Raw genomic sequence first — 21,754 nt, 5'->3', positions numbered from 1 at the left:
AGACTATGGAACTTGATATCGTGGCGCTATCGCGCCTGCAGTTTGCCATGACGGCACTCTATCACTTCTTATTCGTGCCGCTGACGCTGGGTCTGTCCGTGCTGCTTGCCATCATGGAAACGACCTATGTCATGACCGGCCGTCAGATCTGGCGGCAAATGACGAAGTTCTGGGGGACGCTTTTCGGCATCAATTTTGTGCTCGGGGTCGCCACGGGCCTTGTGATGGAATTCCAGTTCGGCATGAACTGGAGTTACTACAGCTATTATGTCGGCGATATTTTCGGCGCGCCGCTCGCGATCGAGGGTCTGATGGCCTTCTTCCTCGAGGCGACTTTCGTCGGCCTGTTCTTCTTCGGCTGGGATCGGCTCTCGAAGGTCGGGCATCTGGTCGCCACCTGGGCCGTTGCGCTCGGCTCGAATTTCTCGGCCCTGTGGATATTGATCGCCAATGGCTGGATGCAGAACCCGGTGGGTTCGGCGCTCAATCCGCAGACCATGCGTATGGAGATCGTCAGCTTCTTCGACGTCGTCTTCAACCCAGTGGCGCAGGCGAAGTTCGTCCATACCGTTTCTGCCGGCTACGTCTGTGCCTCCGTCTTCGTACTCGGCGTCTCGGCCTGGTATCTCCTGAGGGGCCGCAGCGTTGAGCTGGCGAAGCGCTCAATGACGGTTGCGGCATCCTTCGGTCTGGCCTCGGCGCTTTCAGTGGTCGTGCTCGGCGATGAAAGCGGCTATCTGACGACGGAGCATCAGAAGATGAAGCTCGCGGCGATCGAGGGCATGTGGAAGACCGAGCCGGCACCGGCTGCCTTCACCGCCTTCGGCTTTCCGGATCAGGAGGCGCGTGAAACGCACTATGCCGTGCATATTCCATGGGTCATGGGCCTGATCGGCACCCGATCGCTGACGACTGAGATCCCCGGTATCGACAAGCTCGAAGCGGAGGCCAAGGACAGTATCCGCCAGGGTATCAAGGCCTATGACGCGCTGCTGAAGATCCGAGCGGCAAAGTCGGCCGGTTCTGGCGGCGCCTCGCAGGATGTCGCCACCGCCGAGGCACGCTCTTCCTTCGAGGAGATCGGTCACGAACTCGGCTACGCACTTCTGCTGAAGCGCTATGTCAACGACCCCCGCCAAGCGACCGAAGAGCAGATAGCACAGGCTGCGCGCGACACTATTCCGCATGTGCCGACGCTGTTCTGGTCCTTCCGCACTATGGTCGGGCTCGGCATGTTCTTCATCCTGCTGATGACGGTCTTCTTCTGGCTTTCGGCGCGACGGAAGCTCGACAGCTATCCGCTGCTGCTTCGGATTGCCGTCTTTGCGATCCCGCTTCCCTGGGTCGCCATCGAGCTCGGCTGGGTGGTTGCCGAGTTCGGCCGCCAGCCATGGATCATCGAAGGCGTGCTGCCGACAGCGGCTGCCGTCTCCAATCTCGGCGCCGGCACCGTGCTTCTGACCATTCTCGGCTTTGCGTCTCTCTATACGGTCCTCATCGTCATCGAGATGACGCTGATGATCAAGGCGATCCGCAAGGGCCCGGGACCGGACGAAGAGCCGGAGGCCAAGCTGATTTCCGAAAACCTCGTTCCGGCTGCGGAGTGACCTGCCATGATCCTGCATGAATTGATCGACTACGAGACCTTGCGCATCATCTGGTGGCTGCTGCTCGGCGTGCTGCTAATCGGCTTTGCCGTTACCGACGGTTTCGACCTGGGCGTCGGTACGCTTCTTCCCTTTGTCGCCAAGACGGATACGGAGCGCCGCATCGCCATCAACTCGATCGGCCCGACCTGGGAAGGCAATCAGGTCTGGCTGATCCTCGGCGGCGGCGCCATCTTCGCCGCGTGGCCGCCGCTCTATGCGGTCTCCTTCTCCGGCTTCTATCTCGCGATGTTTGCCATCCTTTTCGCACTGATCTTGCGGCCGGTGGCGTTCAAGTATCGCTCGAAGCGCGATAGTGCCGCATGGAAGGCTGGCTGGGACTGGGCGCTGTTCATCGGCGGCTTCGTTCCTTCGCTGATCTTCGGCGTGGCGGTCGGCAATGTGCTTCAGGGCGTGCCTTTCCGCTTCGACGACGACATGCGCATCTACTACGAAGGGTCCTTCTTCGCGCTGCTGAACCCCTATGCGTTGCTCTGCGGTCTTCTGTCGGTTGCCATGTTGGTCATGCACGGCGCGGCCTGGCTCCAGGTCAAGGCCGAAGGGATCGTTGCGGAGCGTGCCCGTCGCTATGGCGGCCTTGCCGCCCTGGCGGTGATCGTGCTCTTTGCCCTGGGCGGTCTCTTCCTTTGGATGGGGATCGACGGCTATCGGATTTCCAGCGCCATCGACGCGGCCGGACCTTCCAATCCGCTCTTGAAGACGGCCGAGCACAGCCACGGGGCCTGGCTCGCCAATTACGGCGCGCATCCCTGGATGGTGATTGCACCGGTTTTCGGCTTTGTCGGCGCGGCCACGGCCCTGCTTGCGATGCTGGGCCGGCGCGAGGTTACCGTGCTGCTCTTCAGCAAGCTCGCCATCTTCGGCATCATCTCGACGGTGGGATTGTCGATGTTCCCCTTCATCCTGCCCTCGTCATTGGACCCGAGGTCCAGCCTGACGGTGTGGGACGCGTCGTCCAGTCACATGACATTATTCATCATGCTTGTCGTCACCATCATCTTCCTACCGCTCGTGATCGCCTACACCGCCTGGGTCTATCGGGTGCTGTGGGGCAAGGTCGATGCGGAGATGGTCAACGACAAGGGCGGCCACGCCTACTAACCTTCAAGGAGATTTCGCATGTGGTACTTCGCTTGGCTCCTCGGTTTCCCGCTGGCTGCAGCCTTCGCCGTCCTCAATGCCATGTGGTACGAGCTCGTCGACGATCAAGCCAAAGAGAAGGCTGCCCGCAAGCAGGGGAAATGATCTCGGCTGCCAGCCTTGCTTGAGAATACGACACGCCGATTTTCGCCGGCGTGTCCACTTGTTCAAGGATTCATATCAGCACAATCTATTCCGGATTGAGTGCATTCAATTCTTGCCTCTTTGGCCTCTCCCGGGGGGAGCGTCCATGCTGTAACAAAGCTGCGGATGGCATTTTCACATGACTTGAGTGGCGTGCAACAATATACCATCAATGTCGGATAGGTTCATTCCCGTCAGATCCCGATTCCGGAGCATTGAAATGAAGAACTGGCACCCCGATCTCAGCCGTTCCGCAAATCCTCGCTATATCGCCATCGCCGACCTGATCGAGATGGATTTACGCAGCGGCGTCCTGGCTGCCGGCGATAGGTTGCCGCCGCAGCGCGAGCTCGCCAAACGCCTCAACGTCGATTTCACCACGGTGGCGCGGGGCTATGTCGAGGCGCAGAAGCGCGGACTGGTGGACTCGCATGTCGGTCGCGGCACTTTCGTAATCGGTGGCGCTGGTGCGGAGCGGAGAGGTTTCGTTTCCGATCCGCGCCGAGCATCCGCAGTCGACTTCTCGATGAACTTGCCGCCCGATGTGACGGATCCGGACGTCATCGCCCGTATGCGCGAGGGCATGTCGGCCGTGGCTGCCAATCTCGTGTCGTTGCTGCGCTACCAGGATTTTGGAGGCTTGGGCATGGACAAGGAAGCCGCTGCCGTGTGGCTTGGTCGACGCAGCTTGACGCCGCCGCTGGAGCGCATTTTCATCACGCCCGGGGCTCATCCTACGTTGCTCGCAATCGTCGGCTTGCTTGCCAGGCCGGGCGACGTCGTGTTGTCGGAAAATATTACCTATGCCGGAATACGCTCGATCGCCGCCCAGCTCCGGCTCAACCTTGCCGGTCTGCCAATGGATGAGCAGGGTGTTCTGCCCGACGCTTTTGGCGAAGCCTGCGAGAGAATGCGACCGAAGGCACTCTACCTCAATCCGACGCTGCAAAATCCGCTGACCCTTACTGTTCCAGAGGGACGCAGACGGGAGATCGTCGCCGTTGCCCGGCGGTATCAGGTGCCTATCGTGGAGGATGATGCCTATGGCTTCATTCCGTTACGGGGGCCGCCGCCGATTGCCGCGATTGCGCCGGATATCACCTGGCATATTGGCGGACTGGCAAAATGCATCGGGGCGGGGCTTCGCCTTGCCTATGTCGTCGTGCCCGATACCAAGAACGCGTGGCCTTTTGTCAGCGCCATGCGGACCGGCAATGTCATGGCATCGCCCCTTAACATGGCCTTGGCAACCCGCTGGATCGAGGACGGCACGGCAGACGGCATCCTGCGCTTCGTGCGAATGGAGGCCGCTGCGCGTCAAGAGATGGTGGCAAGCATATTGCCTTCCGGCAGCTATCGGGCCGATCCGATCAGTTTCAACATCTGGCTGCCACTGACCAACGGCTGGACGCGGTCCACCTTCACCAGCCACATGCGCAACGCCGGCCTCGGCGTGGTGGCAAGCGATGCCTTTACCGTCGAAGGACCAGCGCCGGAGGCCGTCCGCGTTTGCCTCGGCGGCCCCGTTGGCCGCGATAGGCTGAAGGGTGCGCTGGACTTCATGGGCCACGCACTCGAAGGGCCTCCGGAAATGGCCGCTTCCTTTTTCTAGATCGATCGCTTCGTCGCGGCGCCTGGATTGAATGCATCATGACTGGAAACGACTTGAATAGGCCTTTGCCGCCCTGTCGTTACTTCCGGCTGCGTCATTCTGACGAATGGACTCGCATACTGCCTTCAATGTAGCTATATTGAATGCAAACAATATGGCCATTGAATGCATCATGCCGATGGCCTTCATTTGAAAGCGAGATCGCCATGGATACCGACTATCCTCCGTTAAGCCCGTTGCAGACTGGTCTTCGCTGCCGTTGCCCGCGCTGCGGCCAGGGGCGCATGTTCGACGGATTTCTGACCCTGCGCAAACAATGTGAGGCGTGCGGGCTGGATTATTCCTTCGCCGATCCGGCCGACGGACCCGCATTTTTCGTCATCTGCTTTGCCTGTATTCCGAGTGTTCTTCTCGGTGTCTGGCTGGAAGTGGCCTTCTCCGTTCCGGTCTGGGTTCATTTCCTGGTGACGGGACCGTTCATGCTGGCGACCTGCATTCCACCGTTGCGGCCGCTCAAAGGTTGGTTGGTTGCGAGCCAATATTTCTACAAGGCCGAGGAAGGCAAGCTCGCCCGCCTGCCGGAAACCGAGACGCTGCACTCAGCAAACTAATGTCTGTGGGGATTCATCTTGAATTGATGACGGCTGCGGCGAGATGGATGATAGCACCACTTATGCCGTGTGGATGGGAATTTTATGATCGAAGTTAGATTCGACGATGGTTTGAACAAAACATGAAGCTGCTGAAGCAGCAGTTTTGAGGTGGTGCTCCTCACGATAGATAGTGTCAAGTAATAGCCTGGAAATATTCAAAATGCTGGATTGGTTCCCTATAGTCTTCATTCTGTTCAAGGTTCTCGTGTTAGGCACGGGCATGTTCTTCGCCATCAAGTGGCATCACGATCAAGGGAAGAAGAAATAACGAAACCAGCGAACCGTAAGCGTCCGCCGAACACACCCTTGACGCCTCAGATTAAAGCGGAAATTGAAGCGCGTCCCACACTCAGAGGCGAATCGGCCGACCTCGACCGCCTAGTCCACTATGGCTGCCGTTCTTCTCCACTGTGTGTAACTGCAACTTTCCGATATTGGTGGCTGACCAGCGGCACGCCGGCTGCAGGTCCTTGTCAGCTTTAGGCAGAACTCTCTGCGCTCTGCGCCGGATATCAATGCTTCGGCATCGCAGTGCCCATCCCGCACTGCACATTCGACCAAATATGCCGCCCCTCATGTCAAAAAGTATCGGTTGAGCGTACAAGGCGTAGTAGCGGCAGGTTGCTGCAAGGCGTAGATTTGACCTCATAGAAGACGTTATGGCCTCTGGGAGGAGGCGCCGCAGTCCTAGTAGCGTGCGGACGGACGAAAGGAGGTTGGCTGATGAATCCCGATTTGGAAGTGGTCGCGATCGGCAGCGGAGAATCCTTCAAGGCGTGGGAACACGGTTATCCCTACCGCACGGTTCGCTGGCATTTTCACCCCGAATATGAAATCCATCACGTCGTTGCGACCACCGGGCAATATTTCATCGGCGACTTCATTGGCGAATTCGAGCCGGGCAATCTGGTTCTGACAGGCCCCAACCTGCCGCATAACTGGGTTAGCGATGTTCCGGCCGGCGTGACGCTTCCCTTGCGTTGCCGGGTTCTGCAATTCTCCGAATCCTTCCTGGCAGAGGCGAGCCGGGTCTTTCCCGAGCTAGCGGCCTGCGCCGCCATGCTGGAAACGAGCCGCCGTGGCGCGCTCTTCACCCCCGAAACTGCCGCCATCGTTGGTCCCATCCTGGGCGAACTTGTCGAGGCGACAGGTATTCGCCGCATCGAACTTTTCATGAATGTTCTCGGTGCGATGAGCAGTGCCCAGGGGACACGGACGCTTGCCAGCGCCGGTTATCAGCCCGATCCATCTGGCTTTATGTCCGCAGGCGTCAATCAAGCGCTGGCTTACATCAACACGTATCTGACCGAGCCCTTCAGCGAAGGCGATCTTGCCGAGTTGACCGGCCAGAGCCCGAGCGCCTTTTCACGCAGTTTCCGCCGCCATACGGGCATGGCGCTGGTGCAATATGTCAATCGGCTGCGCATTAACTTCGCCTGCCATCTGTTGATGAGCAAGGCTGAGATGACGATTACCGACATCTGTTTTGCGGCAGGCTTCAACAACATCTCAAACTTCAATCGGCGTTTTCTGGATCAGAAGGGCATGGCGCCCTCCCGGTTCAGATCCCTATTGGCACAGCATGCACGCGCGGTGGAGGCCGCCTAACAAAAGGGAGGACAGGGAGGAAACCATAATTCAGGGCAAGCGAACGGGCCGGCATCTTTGCCGCTCGAAGGAGAAGGCTTGCCCGAAACTTACCGCCGCGTCGGTCTGACGACCGTTCTTGGCGACGCATCAAACAAGAGCATCGCGTGCGGACAGCCGCGATGATCGAGGGAAACCATTACCATTTGGAACGGAGAATTTCCAATGACTCATGTCGCACTCAAAATCGCCGGCGCAGCCGCGCTTGCGGCCGGCCTTCTCGCCGGTTCGTCCGCATTCGCCCAGTCCGCCAAGGTGACGGACGCGACCGTCGCCTTCCTGATGCCCGACCAGAGCTCCACACGCTATGAAGAGCACGACTTCCCCGGTTTCCAGGCGGAGATGAAGAAGCTCTGCGCCGGCTGCAAAGTCATCTATCAGAACGCCAATGGCGATGCCTCGCGTCAGCAGCAGCAGTTTAATTCGGCAATCTCGCAGGGTGCGAAGGCCATCGTGCTCGACCCGGTGGACTCGACGGCGGCTGCTTCGCTGGTGAAGCTGGCGCAGAGCCAAGGCGTGCGCGTTATCGCCTACGACCGTCCGATCCCGTCGGCTGCTGCCGATTACTATGTCTCCTTCAACAATGAGGAGATCGGCAAGATGATCGCCAAGTCGCTGGTCGATCACCTGAAGGCGAAGGGCGTGAAAGCAGGCGATGGCGGTCTGCTCGAGATCAACGGTTCGCCGACCGATGCCGCTGCCGGCCTGATCAAGAAGGGTATCCATACCGGTCTTGCCGAAGGCGGCTATCCGGTCTTGGCGGAATTCGATACGCCGGAATGGGCACCGCCGAAGGCGCAGCAATGGGCAAGCGGCCAGATCACCCGCTTCGGCAAGAAGATCCTCGGCGTCGTTGCCGCCAATGATGGCACGGGCGGCGCAGCCGTCGCTGCCTTCAAGGCTGCCGGCTTCGATCCGGTCCCGCCGGTGACCGGCAATGACGCGACCATCGCCGGCTTGCAGCTCATCATTTCCGGCGACCAGTATAATACCATCTCCAAGCCGAGCGAGATCGTGGCCGCCGCTGCCGCCAATGTCGCGATCGAATTGCTCTCCGGCTCTGCACCGAAGGCGGACACCAAGCTCTTCGATACGCCGACCAAGCTTTTCACGCCGGCATTGGTCACGTCCGAAAACCTCAAGGCCAAGATCATCGACAAGGCGGTCAACGGCAAGCCGATCCAGACGCCGAACCAGCTCTGCATCGACCGTTATACCGATGGCTGCAAGAAGCTCGGTATCGGCAGCTGAGAGCTGCTTCCTCCCAGTCTCCGGTCGCTTCGGCGGCCGGAGACGAACGCAATCGATAGCATTTCAACCCGAGAAGGTGGCGAGTCATGAGTGACGCTTCCGATCATAGAACCCCCTCAGGCGAGCTTGTGCTCAGCCTCAAAGGGGTCTCCAAGCACTTCGGCGCCGTCTCGGCACTGACGGACATCAACCTCGACGTGTATGCCGGCGAAGTCGTGGCGCTGGTTGGCGACAACGGCGCGGGCAAATCGACACTCGTCAAGGTTCTGGCCGGCGTCCACCAGCCGAGTGCGGGCACGATCACGTTCCGCGGCAAACCGGTCACGCTTAGCGATCCCGCAACAGCGCTCGATCTCGGCATTGCCACGGTCTTCCAGGATCTGGCGCTTTGCGAAAATCTCGATGTCGTCGCCAACATCTTCCTCGGCCGGGAGCTGAGCCCGATGAAGCTCGATGAAACAGCAATGGAGGTTCGCGCCTGGACTTTGCTCAATGAGCTGGCGGCGCGGATCCCGAGCGTTCGCATCCCGATCGCATCGCTTTCGGGCGGCCAGCGGCAAACGGTGGCAATCGCCCGCTCGCTGCTGCTGGAGCCGAAGCTCATCATGCTTGACGAGCCGACCGCAGCGCTTGGCGTGGCACAGACCGCCGAGGTGTTGAACCTCATCGAGCGCGTCCGCGACAAGGGGCTCGGCGTGATCATGATCAGCCACAATATGGAGGACGTGCGCGCTGTCGCCGACCGCATCGTCGTTCTGCGCCTCGGCCGCAACAACGGGATTTTCTATCCCGACACTTCAAATCAAGAGCTTGTCAGCGCCATCACCGGTGCCACGGAAAACTCCGTGTCGCGACGCGCCGTGCGGCGCCAGGCCCAACAGGAACAGAAAGAAGGGGGCCAGCCATGAGCCAGGATAGCAAGCAATCGACCCTGCTGCTCGATCGCAGCGACGTCCGGGTCAACCATGACACCGGGCTTGTGGCAACGATCCGCTCCTCCATCGACAAGGTGCGCTCCGGCGATCTCGGCTCGCTGCCCGTCGTCGTCGGCCTCGTCATCATCTGGACGGTGTTCGGCACACTCAACCCGACGTTCCTCTCCAGCAACAATCTCGCCAATCTGCTGTTCGACGCCTCAACCGTCGGCATCATCTCGCTCGGCATCGTCTGCGTACTGATGGTCGGCGAAATCGATCTTTCCGTCGGTTCGATCAGCGGCTTCGCCTCGGCCACGGTCGGCATGCTTTGGGTGAATGAGGGCTGGCCGGTCGTCTTGGCGATCCTGGCGGCGCTCGTCGTCGGCGGCGTGATCGGCGCCATCTACGCCGTATTGTTCAACCGGCTGGGCATGCCGAGCTTTGTTGCGACATTGGCGGGTCTTCTCGCCGTGCTCGGCATGCAGCTTTATTTGCTCGGTGCGACGGGTTCCATCAATCTGCCCTATGGCTCGGCGATCGTGAATTTCGGCCAGCTCCTGGTCATTCCCCGTCCGCTTGCCTATGTCTTCGCGCTCATTCCGGGTGTGATCATGCTGGTTACCGGCTTAGGCACTGTGCGGCGGCGCAAACAGGCGAACCTGTCGGCGCCTTCCGTCGCTGGCCTGTTGGCGAAGGCAGCCGTCATCACGGTCGCTTTGGAGTTCGTGGCCTTCTATCTCAATCAGGACCGCGGCATTCCCTGGATGTTTGCCCTGTTCGTAGTGCTGGCGATCGTCATGAATTATGCGCTGACACGTACGCAATGGGGCCGGTCGATGTCCGCCGTTGGCGGCAATCGCGAGGCAGCGCGCCGCGCCGGCATCAATGTGCGGCGGATCTATACCAGCGCCTTCGTTCTCTGCGCCATGTTCGCAGCCCTTGGTGGCGTGCTGGCGGCAGCGCGCCTGGCTTCGGCCAGCCAGCAGGCGGGCACCGGCGACGTCAATCTGAATGCGATCGCGGCGGCCGTTATCGGCGGCACCAGCCTCTTTGGCGGTCGCGGCAGCGCCTATTCCGCTCTACTCGGCATCATCGTCATTCAATCGATCGCCAGCGGTCTGACCATGCTCGATTTGTCGTCGGCGCTTCGCTACATGATCACCGGCGCAGTTCTTGCCATTGCCGTCATCGTCGACTCGCTGGCCCGCCGTTCCCGCGCCTCGCATGGGCGCGGCTGATTTCTTCAAGAAGGTAAGGATTGTTATGAGACAGGATTTCGCCGGCAAGGTCGCCGCCATCACCGGGGCCGCGTCTGGAATTGGTCTGGAATGCGCCAAAGCACTATTGAATGAGGGCGCCAGCGTCGCCCTCGTCGACCGGGCCGAAGACAGCTTGAAAAGCCTTTGCGCCGAACTGGGTCAGAATGCTCATCCGGTCGTCGTGGATCTTCTGAAGCCCGAGAGTGTGGCGACCATGATGCCGCAGATTCTCGATAAGTTCGGCAAGCTCGATATCTTCCATGCCAATGCGGGCGCCTACATCGGCGGCGAGGTCGCGGAAGGCGACCCAGATGCCTGGGACAGGATGCTCGATCTCAATATTAACGCCGCTTTCCGTTCGGTCCGGATGGTGCTGCCGCACATGATCGAGCGCAGGACGGGCGATATCATCATGACCAGCTCGATCGCCGGTCTGGTGCCTGTGGTCTGGGAGCCGATCTACACCGCCTCCAAGCATGCCGTTCAGGCGTTTACGCATACGGTACGACGTCAGGTCGCCAAGCATGGCATCCGCGTTGGTGCCGTCGCGCCGGGTCCGGTGGTGACGGCATTGATCAGCGATTGGCCGCAGGTAAAGCTGGACGAGGCGATTGCCGCCGGCGGTCTCATGGAGGCAACGGAAGTGGCGGAGGCGGTCGTCTTCATGCTATCGAGGCCGCGTAACATCGTAATCCGGGATCTGGTGATCCTGCCTTTGAGTACGGATCTCTGATGACGGCACCTTATTTCATCGGCATCGATGTCGGCACCGGCAGCGCTCGGGCCGGCGTTTTCGATGCGCATGGCCATCTGCTGGCCGCAGCCAAGCGACCGATCACCATCTGGCACGAGACCGGCAGCATCGTCGAGCAATCCAGCGAACAGATATGGAGGGCTGTGTGCGACAGTGTCAAAGAAGCTGTCGCAACGGCTGAGATAGCGGTCGATAACGTCGTCGGCATCGGCTTCGATGCAACCTGCTCGCTGGTCGCCGTCAACGCAGATGGCAGCCCCGTGGCTGTGGGGCCGTCGGGGGACGCCGATCGCAACATCATCGTCTGGATGGATCATCGCGCCGCCGGCGAGGCGGCGGAGATCAATGCAGGAAACCACGCGGTGCTGCGCTATGTCGGCGGCCGCATCTCGCCCGAGATGGAGACGCCGAAGCTGTTGTGGCTGAAGCGAAATCTGCCGCAGTCCTTCGCTGCAACGGATCATTTCTTCGATTTGGCTGATTATTTGACCTGGCGCGCGACGGGTTCGCTGCAGAGATCGGTGTGCACGGTGACGTGCAAATGGACCTATCTGGCCCATGAGAAGCGCTGGGACGCGCAGTATTTCAAGGATATTGGCCTCGGCGAACTTGCCGACGAAGGCTTTGCACGGATAGGCACCGAGATCGTCGAGCCGGGTACTGCATTGGGTGACGGCCTGAACGAGGCCGCCGCGCGTGATCTCGGCCTTGCTGTCGGCACGCCGGTTGGCGCATCGCTGATCGATGCCCATGCCGGTGGCGTCGGGACCCTGGGAGGGCAGGGGCCGGATGGCAAAGCAGATGTCAGGAGCAGGCTCGCCTATATCTTCGGCACATCGGCCTGCTCGATGGCGTCGAGCGAAGGGGCCGTGTTCGTTGACGGGGTATGGGGTCCCTATTACTCGGCCATGGTGCCCGGCCTCTGGCTGACCGAAGGCGGTCAATCTGCGGCAGGGGCGGCGATCGATCATCTCGTCACGATGCATCCGGCCGCCGCCGAGGCGCATGCCAAGGCTGAAACAGACGGACTGTCGCTGGTTTCCTGGCTCGACCGCCGGGCCATGAAGGCAGTTACGAACGCTTCCGACGCCGTGAGGCTTGCACAATCCATCCAGGTCGTTCCCGAGTTCCTCGGCAACCGCTCGCCCTATGCCGATCCGGATGCTCGCGCCGTTATCTCCGGGCTTGGGCTGGAAACCGGTGTCGATGATCTGATTGCTCTTTATGTCGCCGGCCTCTGCGGCATTGGCTACGGCCTCCGGCAATTGCTCGAAAAGCTGGCACAGGATGGCATTGGCTGCGATCTCATCATAGCGAGCGGCGGCGCTGCCCAGAGTGGTCTCGTACGTCAACTACTGGCAGACACGACCGGTCGTCAGGTCGCCGTTGCCGATACCGAAGAACCCGTTCTTCTCGGTGCCGCCATGCTCGGCGCTACGGCAGGTGGACATTGCGGCTCTCTTGTCGAAGCCATGGCTGCCATGTCGAGGCTGGCGAAACGGTTTGAGCCGGCGGACGGTGCCGTCAAGGCACTGCATGAGCGGCGCTACGAAGCCTTCGAACTGCTTCAGTCGGCAGATCGCAGCATCCGCGCGTTGATGACATCTTAAGTCCTGCTGCGAAGCCGCATCAGCCGCGGTGGCGCAGGGCTTCCAGCACGCGAATAAGGCGGCAGCGACGGGAGCGATGCGGACGGCAATCATGCCATCCTCGATCGTCTGGCCGAGGCGCACGCCGGCATCGAAGCTCTCCCCGACGATATCGAGCAGGCCGCAATTGTTGATTATCTCGACATCGATGTCGGGATAATCCCTAAGCACGCGGGTCTGAAGTCCGGATCTCGGCGCTCTGGCCGGTGATAGTCCGGGAGAAACACTGATAGATATTGCTCATAAGTCTATGCATCGACGCCCCCCTATTGTTCTGTGGAACAGGCGTTAAATTAGCGCGATACGGTCGCGCCACTGCGGCTCATGACAAGGAAGGACGCCATCATGGATATCAACAGGAACGGTATGCAGCCCTCAGGAAAAGGCCCGTCGGACTGGTTCACCGGCACGGTGCGCATCGACCCGCTGTTTGCCGTCAACGAAGCACGCCGCGCCGCGGCCGGCAGCGTGACTTTCGAACCCGGCGCCCGCACCGCATGGCATACCCATCCGCGCGGCCAGACGCTGATCGTCACCGCAGGCCTTGGGCGCGTCCAGCGTGAGGGCGGTCCGGTCGAGGAAATCCGTCCGGGAGATATCGTCTGGTTCGAGCCCGGCGAAAGGCACTGGCACGGCGCTTCGCCGACGACTGCCATGACCCATATCGCCATCCACGAACACCTCGACGGCAAGGTGGTGGATTGGATGGAGCATGTCACCGACGATCAATATCAAGGAAAGTGACGCCTTCCATCAAGGTGAAGGTGTGATTGGCGTCTGCCGCGGCAAGAATAGCTGGCGGCAGGCGGTTTCCGCTGCGGTGCCGGCGCCCTGAAGCCTTAAGGCTGCAGCAGGCTCGACATGGGCCGAAACGCTTCCCTGACCATGTCCGCAAGCTCTCGGATCGCCGCGCTCGAGTGATAAGGGTTACGGCGAAGCACGACGCGGGAAGAATCGACCGGAGGAAAGCCATCCTCGAGCGTCAGCTCTCTGCAGCCATGGGGGATGTTGCTGCGCGACAGCGTCGAAACGGCAAGGCCGGCGAGAACGGCGCTCTTCAGGCCCGATCCGGTGTCGGCGATGAAGGCGATGCGATAGCGCAATCCCGCCTGCTCCAGCGAACGCAGGGCAAAATCACGGCACCAGGTCGAGTTCCGGTAAACTGCGATGGGCAGCGGTGTCGCCTCGTGCAGGCGATGAACCAACGAGGTGACCCAGACCGTGGGGTCGATGCAGAGAATTTCGCCTGTCGTCTGGTTGCTCCAGTCGAAGACAACGGCAAGGTCGAGTTCGTCCCTCTCAAGGGCTGCAAGATTGCGGGCGGTATAGTCGCAGGAAACGGTCACCTCGACAGCCGGATGCCGGACGGCGAAGGCGGCAAGGGCCGCCGGGAGTATGGTCTGGCTGTATTCCTCGGGAATTCCGATCCGTACCGGTCCGTCGAGCGGTTTGGTGCGGATTGTCGCGGCTGCTTCGTTCAGGAGTTCGATAACCCGCTGCGCATAGGGAAGCAGCTGATTTCCCGCCCGGGTCAGCGCGGCGCCCCGCGCATTTCTCTCGAACAGTGTTTCGCCGATCGTTTCCTCAAGGCGCCGGATCTGAGCGCTCACGGCGGATTGCGTGCGTCCGATGCGCTGCGCGGCAACGGAAAAATTCAACGTCTCGCTGATGACGAGGAAGGTTCGAAGCAGATCGCTTTCGATGGGTTCGCGCATGAACGACCACAAATATTTCTGATGGCTACTATCTCTACTATTCGTTTGCCTGATGTCAAATATCAGCGCACACAGATGGCATTCGATTCCTATTTTATCCTTGAGTCCTCTCAAATGACCTTCCAGCTTCCGGCCCGCTCCGCTCTAACCAGCGATTACGAGAGGGGTGTCATTCTTGTGGCGATCGCAACGCTCGCCTGGAGCTGCAGCGGCATCTATGCGCGGCTTCTGACCACCGACATATGGACGGCGATTGCCTGGCGATCGCTGTTCGGCGGCGTGTTCCTGTTTATCCCGAGCTTGTTCCTCGAAGGTGGGTTCTCGTGGCGCCAGTGGAGCTCGGTCTTTCGCCCTGCCGGTCTGGCGATGATCGCCTGCCAGGCCATCAGCCAGGCCTGCTTCATCGGTGCGCTCTACATGACCACGGTCGCAAACGTGACCATGATCTATGCGACCGCGCCTTTCATCGCCGCTTTCCTCAGCTGGACGATGCTGAAGGAGCGTGTGGCGAAGCGAACCTTGATTGCCGGCGCCATCTGCCTGATCGGCGTGGCCGTCATTGTCGCCTCGTCGATCGGCGGCGGCACCGGCGTCGGCGATCTGCTGGCGCTCGGCATGACGGTCACCTTTGCGCTCATCATCGTCATCCCGCGGATGGACCGCAGCGTGCCGATCCTGCCTTCGAGCATCGTCAGCGGCTTCCTCACATTCGTGATCTTCGTTCCTTTCGCGTCGACGGCCGCGCTCGATGCCCATAACTGGTTCTTGCTGGCGGCCTTCGGCGCCACGAATTTCGCGCTTGCCTTTGTCCTGTTCCTGTTCGGATCGAGGCGAATGCCCGCAGCGGATGCGGCCCTCATCAGCTCTATGGAGATCGTGCTGACCCCCTTCTGGGTCTGGCTCATTTTCTCCGAGAGACCGCCAGCCGCGACGTTCATTGGCGGTATGATCATCTTTGCCGCGATCGTCTGGCACACAGCGGTCGACCTCCGTCAAAGCCGCCGTGCGCGCGTCTCAGCCTAGAAGACTATAGCCATACCGTGACGAATGACGAGCTTTGCCTGGAGCGCTGTTCCGAATAGCCTGGCCCGATGTGAAGGGGCTTGAGATTCGATAATAATTTCCAGAAATATCAACAGATTAAACGACAATTCTAAGGATCTTTCGAGGATTCCCCCTGCAAGGATGTGTCGTGGATCCATCATCGTCCTGAAACAAAATGTAACAACTTCAAACACTGCGTTACGTCCGAATCGGTATATTCGCCTCATCTCAAACAAGAGGCTGCTTGATGCATTCAGACAATTCGCCGTCCCTTTCGCAGACCGATGTACTAATCTGCCTGGACAATCAGCAGGCCGCGACGCGCATAGGTTCCGTTCTGTCGGAGCGAGGTCTGACGGTGGCGACCATACCGGCGACAGGCATTCAGGAATGGTTCGAACCGAATGGCTGTCAGGTGGTGGTGACGCATACGGCGATGATCGGTGAGGTGCGCACCCGACTGAAATTGCCGATCGTCAACCTCGAAGCTTTCATCTTCGATCGTCCAGACCATGCTACCGAAGGTGCCGCACGGCAGTTCGACGGCGATGCATTCATCAAGCGGGTCTTCTCGGTCATGGGTGACGCCCAGAAGCGCGCGCCGCGCGGATCCGTGCCAGCCTAACCCTGGCCGGCGTGATGGGCGCCTAAACGCGGCTTCGGCCCTATAGAGCATTTCTAGGAAAAGTGCGCTGCGGTTTTCCTGGAAATGCCTAAAAAACAAGAAGATAGAGCGTTTTCGCGATTCGAAGAAAAGCGGAAATGCTCTCGGGAAGTCCGCGAGTGCTCGCCCCTATCAGTCCTGCTTGTTTCCCATCCCTTCGATCGGGCGCGGCACGCGCTTAGAAGTGGATCGGTTCTGCCGTCGTGCCTTAGTACCCCAGGCAAAGCGAGAGGCTACGGGTATGGTCCCGATCTAGATCCAAGTCTTCATCCGCAATCCGACGGCGAACTTTGACAGCAGTTCGCCTCAATGCTGCCCGAGGTTTCGATAGAGTAGGCAAGGCTGCTCCTTCCGCGGATGATTTTCGGATGGTGAGATCTGACATGATGAGAGCTTCCTGCTCTCCGAGCGATTTTTCGCTCGGTGGCGGGCGAGTTGTCCGGTATGGACTACCGCGGCGGTGAGCAAGAATGCATAGGCAAGAAACAGCCTTGAGCGCGCAGGGATTCCATGGGGCAGCCAGTCGAACAAATTGTACGCCGAAAACTTTCCGATGAAGTGTTCGACCGGCTGGAACGGCTGATCACATCGGGCGAATTGAGGCCGGGCGATGAAATGCCGTCGGAGCGCACCCTTATGGAGCGCTTTGGCGTGGGACGGCCCGCCATCCGTGAAGCCATGCAGACGCTTGCCAATATGGGATTGGTCAATATCTCTCATGGCGAGCGGGCCAAGGTGCTTGAGCTCACAGCGAAGTCCATCTTCCGGCAGGTCGATCTGACGGCGAAGATCATGCTGTCGCAGTCACCGGCTTCACTGGAGCATCTGAAGAGCGCGCGCATCTTCTTTGAGCGCGGCATGACGCGCGAGGCGGCGGCGCATGCGACTGAAAAGGATATCGCCGACCTTCGGGAGATTATCGAGCTGCAGCGGACTTGGCTCGGCCATCCTGAAGAGTTCATTTCTGCCGACATGCAATTTCACACGCGCATTGCCCAGATTTCCGGAAACCCGATCTTCGTTGCCTTAAGCGAGGCCATGCTGATCTGGCTGAAGGCCTACCAAACGGATATGCTGATCTGGACCGGCAACGAGGATTTTACCCTCATCGAACACGAGGAAATCCTCCAGCGCCTCGCCGAGAACGATGCAGACGGCGCGGAGCGGGAAATGCTGAAGCATCTCGAAAGGTCGCGCGCGTTCTATACGAAATGAGGCGCACTTTCGCAGAAATACCTCTGATGTCAGCCCTGCTGCGGCCCGATCTTCATCGCAATTTCCCTCGCTGCTCAGGGTATCGGGCTTCTATCGCGCTCCATCCGTCATCTCTGCCACAGGAAGGCCTTGCGCGAAGGTGATGGTCGAATGTCATGAAACCTAAAAACAAGGCTGGCAATTTCAGATAGAGTTCAGCCTGCCCAATTATCTTCGCCCTCGATTCCGAGCGCGAGATTGGCAAAGCCTCTGATAGGTATGGCCAGTAACGTGTCGGAAAACGGTTTCGCAGCAAAGTTCATCGCACCGTTCAGGTGCAAAGCCCCCCAAAGAGAACTGAGGATTTCGAAACGTGGCTGATGTTTGTACACAAGGCGTGGACACGGGCTTTGTCGCCCTGGGCTATGCCAAAATTGCTATTCTAGGCGTCGTGCAGGGCTTGACGGAGCTTCTGCCGGTCTCTTCCACTGCCCATATGCGCCTGGTGCCGGCCTTGCTCGGCTGGCAGGATCCGGGCTCGGCGTTTTCGGCAGCCATGCAGCTTGCCGCGCTGGCGGCGATCGTCTCCTATTTCTGGAGCGACGTGCGCTACGTCACCTTCGGGTCGCTCGACGCCATCAGGCGGAGAGATTGGGGCTCGCCCGCCATGCGGCTTGCGATCGCCATTGTGATCGCGACGATCCCGATCGTCATCGCCGGCCTGCTGCTGGCATCTTCGCTGAATGCCTGTGGCACGTCGTTCCGCAGTCTGTGGGTCATCGGTATTGCCTGCGTTGTCATGGGCGTGCTTCTGGCCGTTGCGGAATTGTATAGCCGCCACAGAAAGAACATCGAACAGATGACGCTGATCGATGCGCTGTTTGTCGGCATCACCCAGGTCGGCGCTCTCGTACCCGGCGTTTCGCGCTCCGGCTCGACGTTGACCGGCGCGCTCTTTCTTGGCCTGAAGCGCGAGGAAGCGGCCCGGTTCTCCTTCCTGCTCGGCTTGCCCGCAATCGCGCTTGCCGGCCTGAAGGAACTGTTCACGCTCTATAAGGCCCATATTCCAATGGAAGCCTGGTCCATTCTGATCGTCGGACTGATCGTCGGCAGCATCTCGTCCTTTGTAACCATCTGGGGACTGATGCGCTTCCTGGAACGGTTCTCCACCTGGCCCTTCGTGATCTACCGCGTCGTGTTGGGCGTAGTCATCATCTTCGGCGTGCTGACCATGGGCTGGGCCTGACCGGCCGACGCAAACTGAGCTCAGAGAGAAAGATGGAGGTGTCGACCAAAAGTCGGCGCCTCCTTGTCGTTTTGCCTAGAGCATTTCCAGGAAAAGTGCGCGGCGGTTTTCCGTCCGGAATGCGTAAAGAAACAAGAAGATAGAGCGTTTTCGCGATTCGAAGAAAAGCGGAAACGCTCTAACCGAAGACCAGCCCGCCATCGACGATGAGGTTTTGTCCGGTCACCGCGCGCGCCCAAGGGCTGGCGAAGAATAGAACCGCGTCGGCCGCTTCCTCCGGCGTGGTGACACGGCGAAGCGGCGTATTGGCGGCGATGAGATCGAAGACGGCTTCCGGCGTGGCGCTGCTGGCATCGGTCGTGCGCAGCAGGCCTCCTGAAACCATGTTCACTGTGATCCCGAGCGGCCCGAGTTCGGCTGCAGCTGTTCGGGTCAATGACAGGAGGGCCGCCTTCGCCGCCGTATAGTCGTGATAGGGCACGACTGGATTCTGGAAGAGGTTGGTGCCGATCGTGACAATTCTGCCAAAGCCATTTGCCACCATCGCCGGCCGCACCGCCTGAATGAGGTTGAGAGCCCCCTGCAGGGCCGTCTCGAGCTGCGTCGCCATCTCAGCCCAGCTCAACGCATCCAGTTTCGAGCGCGCATCGCCATTGAAGCTGAAATCGGCAAGCGCATTATGAATGATCGTCGTCGGTGCCCCGAAATGAGCGGTCACCTGTTCCACCAGCCGTTCCGTTTCGGCGGGGCTGCGCATATCGGCTTGGAAAGCCTTCGCACGATCGCCGAGCTGCGTCGCAAGCGTTTCCGCCTGCGCGCGGCTGGCTCGATAATTGATCGCGACCTTCGCGCCTTCGCGGGCAAAGGCTGCCGCGATTGCTGCTCCGAAACCACGCCCGGCGCCTGAAACGATAACGATCTGGTCCTTGATTGGCAGGCTCATCTCTTCACTCCTTCATTGTCCGCCCATAGCGCATGGAAATGCTGCACGGGTCCGTGGCCGCTACCGACCGAAAGCTGACCAGCGGCCGCGACAGCCTGGGCGAGATAGTCCTTGGCCGAGGCTATGGCTTCCGGAAGCGGCAGGCCCTTGGCGATCTCGGCGGCAATGGCGCTGGAGAGGGTGCAGCCGGTTCCATGCGTGTTCTTCGTCGGCAAGCGGTCGGCTTCGAACCAGGTGATGGTGCCGGCGCTTGCCAGCACATCGGGGCTCTCATCGCCTTCGAGATGACCGCCCTTCACGAGTACGGCTGCAGGGCCGAGCTTTGAAAGGGCGAGCGCCTGACGCGCCATGTTTTCGCGGCTTCTTGCTTCGGCTTCGTGCAACAGTGCAGCCGCCTCGGGCAGGTTCGGCGTCACGACTGTCGCCAGCGGCAGCAGCTGCGTGGTCAGCACGTCGACGGCATCGGCGGCAAGAAGGGCTGCGCCGCCTTTGGCGATCATGACGGGATCAAGCACGACGGGGACATCGCGATGTCGCGCCAGGATCTCGGCAACGGCGCTCGCGATCGCCGCATTGGCGATCATGCCGATCTTGACGGCATCGACGCGGATATCGGCAAAGATCGCCGCGATCTGATCGGCGACGAATTGCGGAGGCACCGGATGAACGCCGGAAACGCCTTGCGTATTTTGAGCGGTTAGTGCGGTCAAAGCAGCCATTCCATAAACGCCACAAGCCGAAAAAGTCTTGAGGTCGGCCTGGATGCCGGCGCCACCGGAGGGATCGGAGCCGGCGATGGACAGGACGTTACGGATCATTTGCGTGCCTCCCTGATGGCTTGGGCGATAAGGACTGTCGCGGCCGCGGGATCGGGCGTGCCGCATATGGCCGAGACAACGGCCAGCCCGTCTGCCCCGGCCGCCAGCACCGCAGCGGTGTGCTCGGCCTTCAGGCCGCCGATAGCGACCGTTGGAACTGGGCAGAGCTTGACGATGCCGGCCAGCCCGTCGAGGCCGATCGGCTGCTTGTGGTCGGGCTTGGTCTGCGTTGCAAAGACGGGGCCGACCCCGGCATAATCAACGATCCCCGCATCTATCGCCGAGGCGAGGGCCTCGGTCTCTACCGAAAGGCCGAGAATCATATCCGGGCCGATCATCCGTCGTGCCTCATGGGCATCCATATCCTCCTGACCGATATGCAGGCCATCGGCGCCGATGGCGATAGCGGCCTCGACGTTATCGTTGACGATAAGGCGGGCATTGCTACCGGCCAGCATTTGCTTGAGGGCAAGGCCGGTCTCGATCATGGCTGCGGTCGAGGTATCTTTGTCGCGCAGCTGCACGATGGTTGCGCCGCCGGCGAAAGCGGCACGGGCTGTTTCGACCATGCCGATATCAGCGCATAGGACAGGATCCAGAACGAGATAGAGTGAAAGATCGAAGCTTTTCATGCCGTCATGATCCTCGCTTTGGCGGATAGGGTCTCGGCGTCGAGGGCAGCCAGCGCATCGAGAAAGCGCCAGGAAAAGGAGGCGGGGCCATCGGCCGCCGCTCCGGCCTGCTCCCCGGCAACGGCAAAGACGGCGAGGGCCGCGACAGTCGCATCGAAGGGATTGTCGGGCGTGGTCGCCGCGAATGCTCCAACAAGGCAGGTCAGCGAGCAGCCGAGTGCCGTGACCTGAGGCATGAGCGGCGAACCGCCGGCGATGCGTCGCGCCTTGCGTCCGTCGGTCACGAAATCGGTGACACCGGTGACGGCGACCACGCATTCATGCCGTTCGGCGAGTTGCCTTGCCAATTCCTCGGCCAATTCGACGGGGTCGCGGCTGTCGACGCCCTGGCCGCGACCGGCGCCACCGGCAAGCGCAATGATCTCCGAAGCATTGCCGCGGATGATCGTCGGCTGCAGCTCCAGCAATTGTGCGACCGCCTTGCGCCGGAAGGCTGTAGCGTAGTGAGCAACGGGATCGAGAACCCAGGGCTTGCCGGTCTCTCTTGCCGATCTTGCTGCGGAAAGCATGCCCGCGAGCCATCCGGTCGATAGCGTGCCGATATTGATCGTCAACGCGCCCGAGATGGCGGCGAATTCGGCGGCTTCTTCCTCGGCGTGGACCATGGCAGGCGATGCGCCGGCGGCGAGCATCACGTTGGCGGCGATATTCATTGCCACGAAATTGGTGATGCATTGTACCAATGGTGGGTTGGCCCGCATGGCATTGAGTAAAGTGCCTGTCGTGGTTTGGTCCGGCATATCGC

The 21,754-nt window shown here is 60.4% G+C and carries 21 protein-coding genes; 16 read left to right on the top strand and 5 right to left on the bottom strand.

Annotation, left to right across the window (positions count from 1 at the left end; translation table 11 throughout):
• Positions 1-5 precede the first annotated feature (5 nt).
• The 12 genes from GA0061102_RS13090 to GA0061102_RS13030 all read left to right on the top strand — a co-directional run bounded on the left by GA0061102_RS13090 (position 6) and on the right by GA0061102_RS13030 (position 13,437).
• Positions 6-1,607 (top strand): cytochrome ubiquinol oxidase subunit I, encoded by a 1,602-nt coding sequence (locus GA0061102_RS13090; protein ID WP_092847858.1) that lies wholly within the window; start codon positions 6-8, stop codon positions 1,605-1,607.
• A 6-nt stretch (positions 1,608-1,613) separates the two neighbouring features.
• Entirely contained in the window at positions 1,614-2,768 is a 1,155-nt protein-coding gene (gene cydB / locus GA0061102_RS13085) for a cytochrome d ubiquinol oxidase subunit II (RefSeq protein WP_092847853.1), read from the top strand.
• 18 nt (positions 2,769-2,786) lie between these two features.
• Positions 2,787-2,912 carry a cytochrome bd-I oxidase subunit CydX gene (gene cydX, locus GA0061102_RS13080; RefSeq protein WP_004115294.1) on the top strand — a complete coding sequence of 42 codons (126 nt, stop codon included), beginning with the start codon at positions 2,787-2,789 and terminating at the stop codon, positions 2,910-2,912.
• 259 nt (positions 2,913-3,171) lie between these two features.
• Complete coding sequence (locus GA0061102_RS13075) at positions 3,172-4,563, top strand: aminotransferase-like domain-containing protein (protein WP_092847848.1); 1,392 nt, start codon at positions 3,172-3,174, stop codon at positions 4,561-4,563.
• A gap of 206 nt (positions 4,564-4,769) precedes the next feature.
• Entirely contained in the window at positions 4,770-5,174 is a 405-nt protein-coding gene (locus GA0061102_RS13070) for a DUF983 domain-containing protein (protein WP_092847839.1), read from the top strand.
• A gap of 765 nt (positions 5,175-5,939) precedes the next feature.
• Positions 5,940-6,824, top strand: coding sequence for an AraC family transcriptional regulator (locus GA0061102_RS13060; RefSeq protein ID WP_092847829.1), 885 nt, complete (start codon positions 5,940-5,942; stop codon positions 6,822-6,824).
• A 204-nt stretch (positions 6,825-7,028) separates the two neighbouring features.
• Complete coding sequence (locus GA0061102_RS13055; RefSeq protein ID WP_092847826.1) at positions 7,029-8,114, top strand: ABC transporter substrate-binding protein; 1,086 nt, start codon at positions 7,029-7,031, stop codon at positions 8,112-8,114.
• Between the two features lie 86 nt (positions 8,115-8,200).
• A complete protein-coding gene (locus tag GA0061102_RS13050; protein ID WP_092847823.1) occupies positions 8,201-9,022 on the top strand; it encodes an ATP-binding cassette domain-containing protein in 822 nt (273 codons plus the stop codon).
• On the top strand, positions 9,019-10,269 hold the full coding sequence (locus GA0061102_RS13045) for a sugar ABC transporter permease (protein ID WP_092847820.1): 1,251 nt from the start codon (positions 9,019-9,021) through the stop codon (positions 10,267-10,269). Before GA0061102_RS13050 ends, GA0061102_RS13045 begins: the two co-directional genes overlap by 4 nt.
• A 25-nt stretch (positions 10,270-10,294) precedes the next feature.
• Complete coding sequence (locus tag GA0061102_RS13040; protein ID WP_092847951.1) at positions 10,295-11,023, top strand: SDR family oxidoreductase; 729 nt, start codon at positions 10,295-10,297, stop codon at positions 11,021-11,023.
• Positions 11,023-12,654: an FGGY-family carbohydrate kinase gene (locus GA0061102_RS13035; protein WP_092847817.1), complete on the top strand. Its 1,632-nt coding sequence runs from the start codon at positions 11,023-11,025 to the stop codon at positions 12,652-12,654. Before GA0061102_RS13040 ends, GA0061102_RS13035 begins: the two co-directional genes overlap by 1 nt.
• Positions 12,655-13,038: 384 nt before the next feature.
• On the top strand, positions 13,039-13,437 hold the full coding sequence (locus GA0061102_RS13030) for a (R)-mandelonitrile lyase (protein ID WP_092847814.1): 399 nt from the start codon (positions 13,039-13,041) through the stop codon (positions 13,435-13,437).
• Between the two features lie 95 nt (positions 13,438-13,532).
• On the opposite strand, the gene GA0061102_RS13025 is transcribed toward GA0061102_RS13030, so the two are convergent.
• Positions 13,533-14,408, bottom strand: coding sequence for a LysR substrate-binding domain-containing protein (locus GA0061102_RS13025; protein ID WP_092847945.1), 876 nt, complete (start codon positions 14,406-14,408; stop codon positions 13,533-13,535).
• 114 nt (positions 14,409-14,522) lie between these two features.
• On the opposite strand from GA0061102_RS13025, the gene GA0061102_RS13020 reads away from it, so the two are divergent.
• The 4 genes from GA0061102_RS13020 (at position 14,523) to GA0061102_RS13005 (ending at position 18,556) form a co-directional block, all read left to right on the top strand.
• On the top strand, positions 14,523-15,431 hold the full coding sequence (locus GA0061102_RS13020) for a DMT family transporter (protein WP_092847948.1): 909 nt from the start codon (positions 14,523-14,525) through the stop codon (positions 15,429-15,431).
• A 268-nt stretch (positions 15,432-15,699) separates the two neighbouring features.
• Complete coding sequence (locus GA0061102_RS13015) at positions 15,700-16,077, top strand: hypothetical protein (protein ID WP_092847811.1); 378 nt, start codon at positions 15,700-15,702, stop codon at positions 16,075-16,077.
• A 549-nt stretch (positions 16,078-16,626) separates the two neighbouring features.
• Complete coding sequence (locus tag GA0061102_RS13010; protein WP_092847808.1) at positions 16,627-17,331, top strand: transcriptional regulator NanR; 705 nt, start codon at positions 16,627-16,629, stop codon at positions 17,329-17,331.
• Positions 17,332-17,683: 352 nt separating this feature from the next.
• Complete coding sequence (locus GA0061102_RS13005; protein WP_092847805.1) at positions 17,684-18,556, top strand: undecaprenyl-diphosphate phosphatase; 873 nt, start codon at positions 17,684-17,686, stop codon at positions 18,554-18,556.
• Between the two features lie 178 nt (positions 18,557-18,734).
• On the opposite strand, the gene GA0061102_RS13000 is transcribed toward GA0061102_RS13005, so the two are convergent.
• Genes GA0061102_RS13000 through thiM form a run of 4 tightly spaced genes read right to left on the bottom strand, consistent with a single transcriptional unit; the run spans position 18,735 to position 21,749 of the window.
• A complete protein-coding gene (locus GA0061102_RS13000) occupies positions 18,735-19,499 on the bottom strand; it encodes a 3-oxoacyl-ACP reductase (RefSeq protein ID WP_092847802.1) in 765 nt (254 codons plus the stop codon).
• Complete coding sequence (gene thiD, locus GA0061102_RS12995) at positions 19,496-20,317, bottom strand: bifunctional hydroxymethylpyrimidine kinase/phosphomethylpyrimidine kinase (RefSeq protein ID WP_092847799.1); 822 nt, start codon at positions 20,315-20,317, stop codon at positions 19,496-19,498. Before thiD ends, GA0061102_RS13000 begins: the two co-directional genes overlap by 4 nt.
• Positions 20,314-20,949, bottom strand: coding sequence for a thiamine phosphate synthase (gene thiE / locus GA0061102_RS12990; protein ID WP_092847795.1), 636 nt, complete (start codon positions 20,947-20,949; stop codon positions 20,314-20,316). Before thiE ends, thiD begins: the two co-directional genes overlap by 4 nt.
• A complete protein-coding gene (gene thiM, locus GA0061102_RS12985) occupies positions 20,946-21,749 on the bottom strand; it encodes a hydroxyethylthiazole kinase (protein WP_092847792.1) in 804 nt (267 codons plus the stop codon). Before thiM ends, thiE begins: the two co-directional genes overlap by 4 nt.
• Positions 21,750-21,754 lie beyond the last annotated feature (5 nt).

The sequence above is a fragment of the Martinezella miluonensis genome (genome assembly GCF_900094545.1).
In the GTDB taxonomy this organism is placed as follows: domain Bacteria; phylum Pseudomonadota; class Alphaproteobacteria; order Rhizobiales; family Rhizobiaceae; genus Rhizobium; species Rhizobium miluonense.
This window is presented reverse-complemented; position numbering and strand designations above follow the sequence as displayed.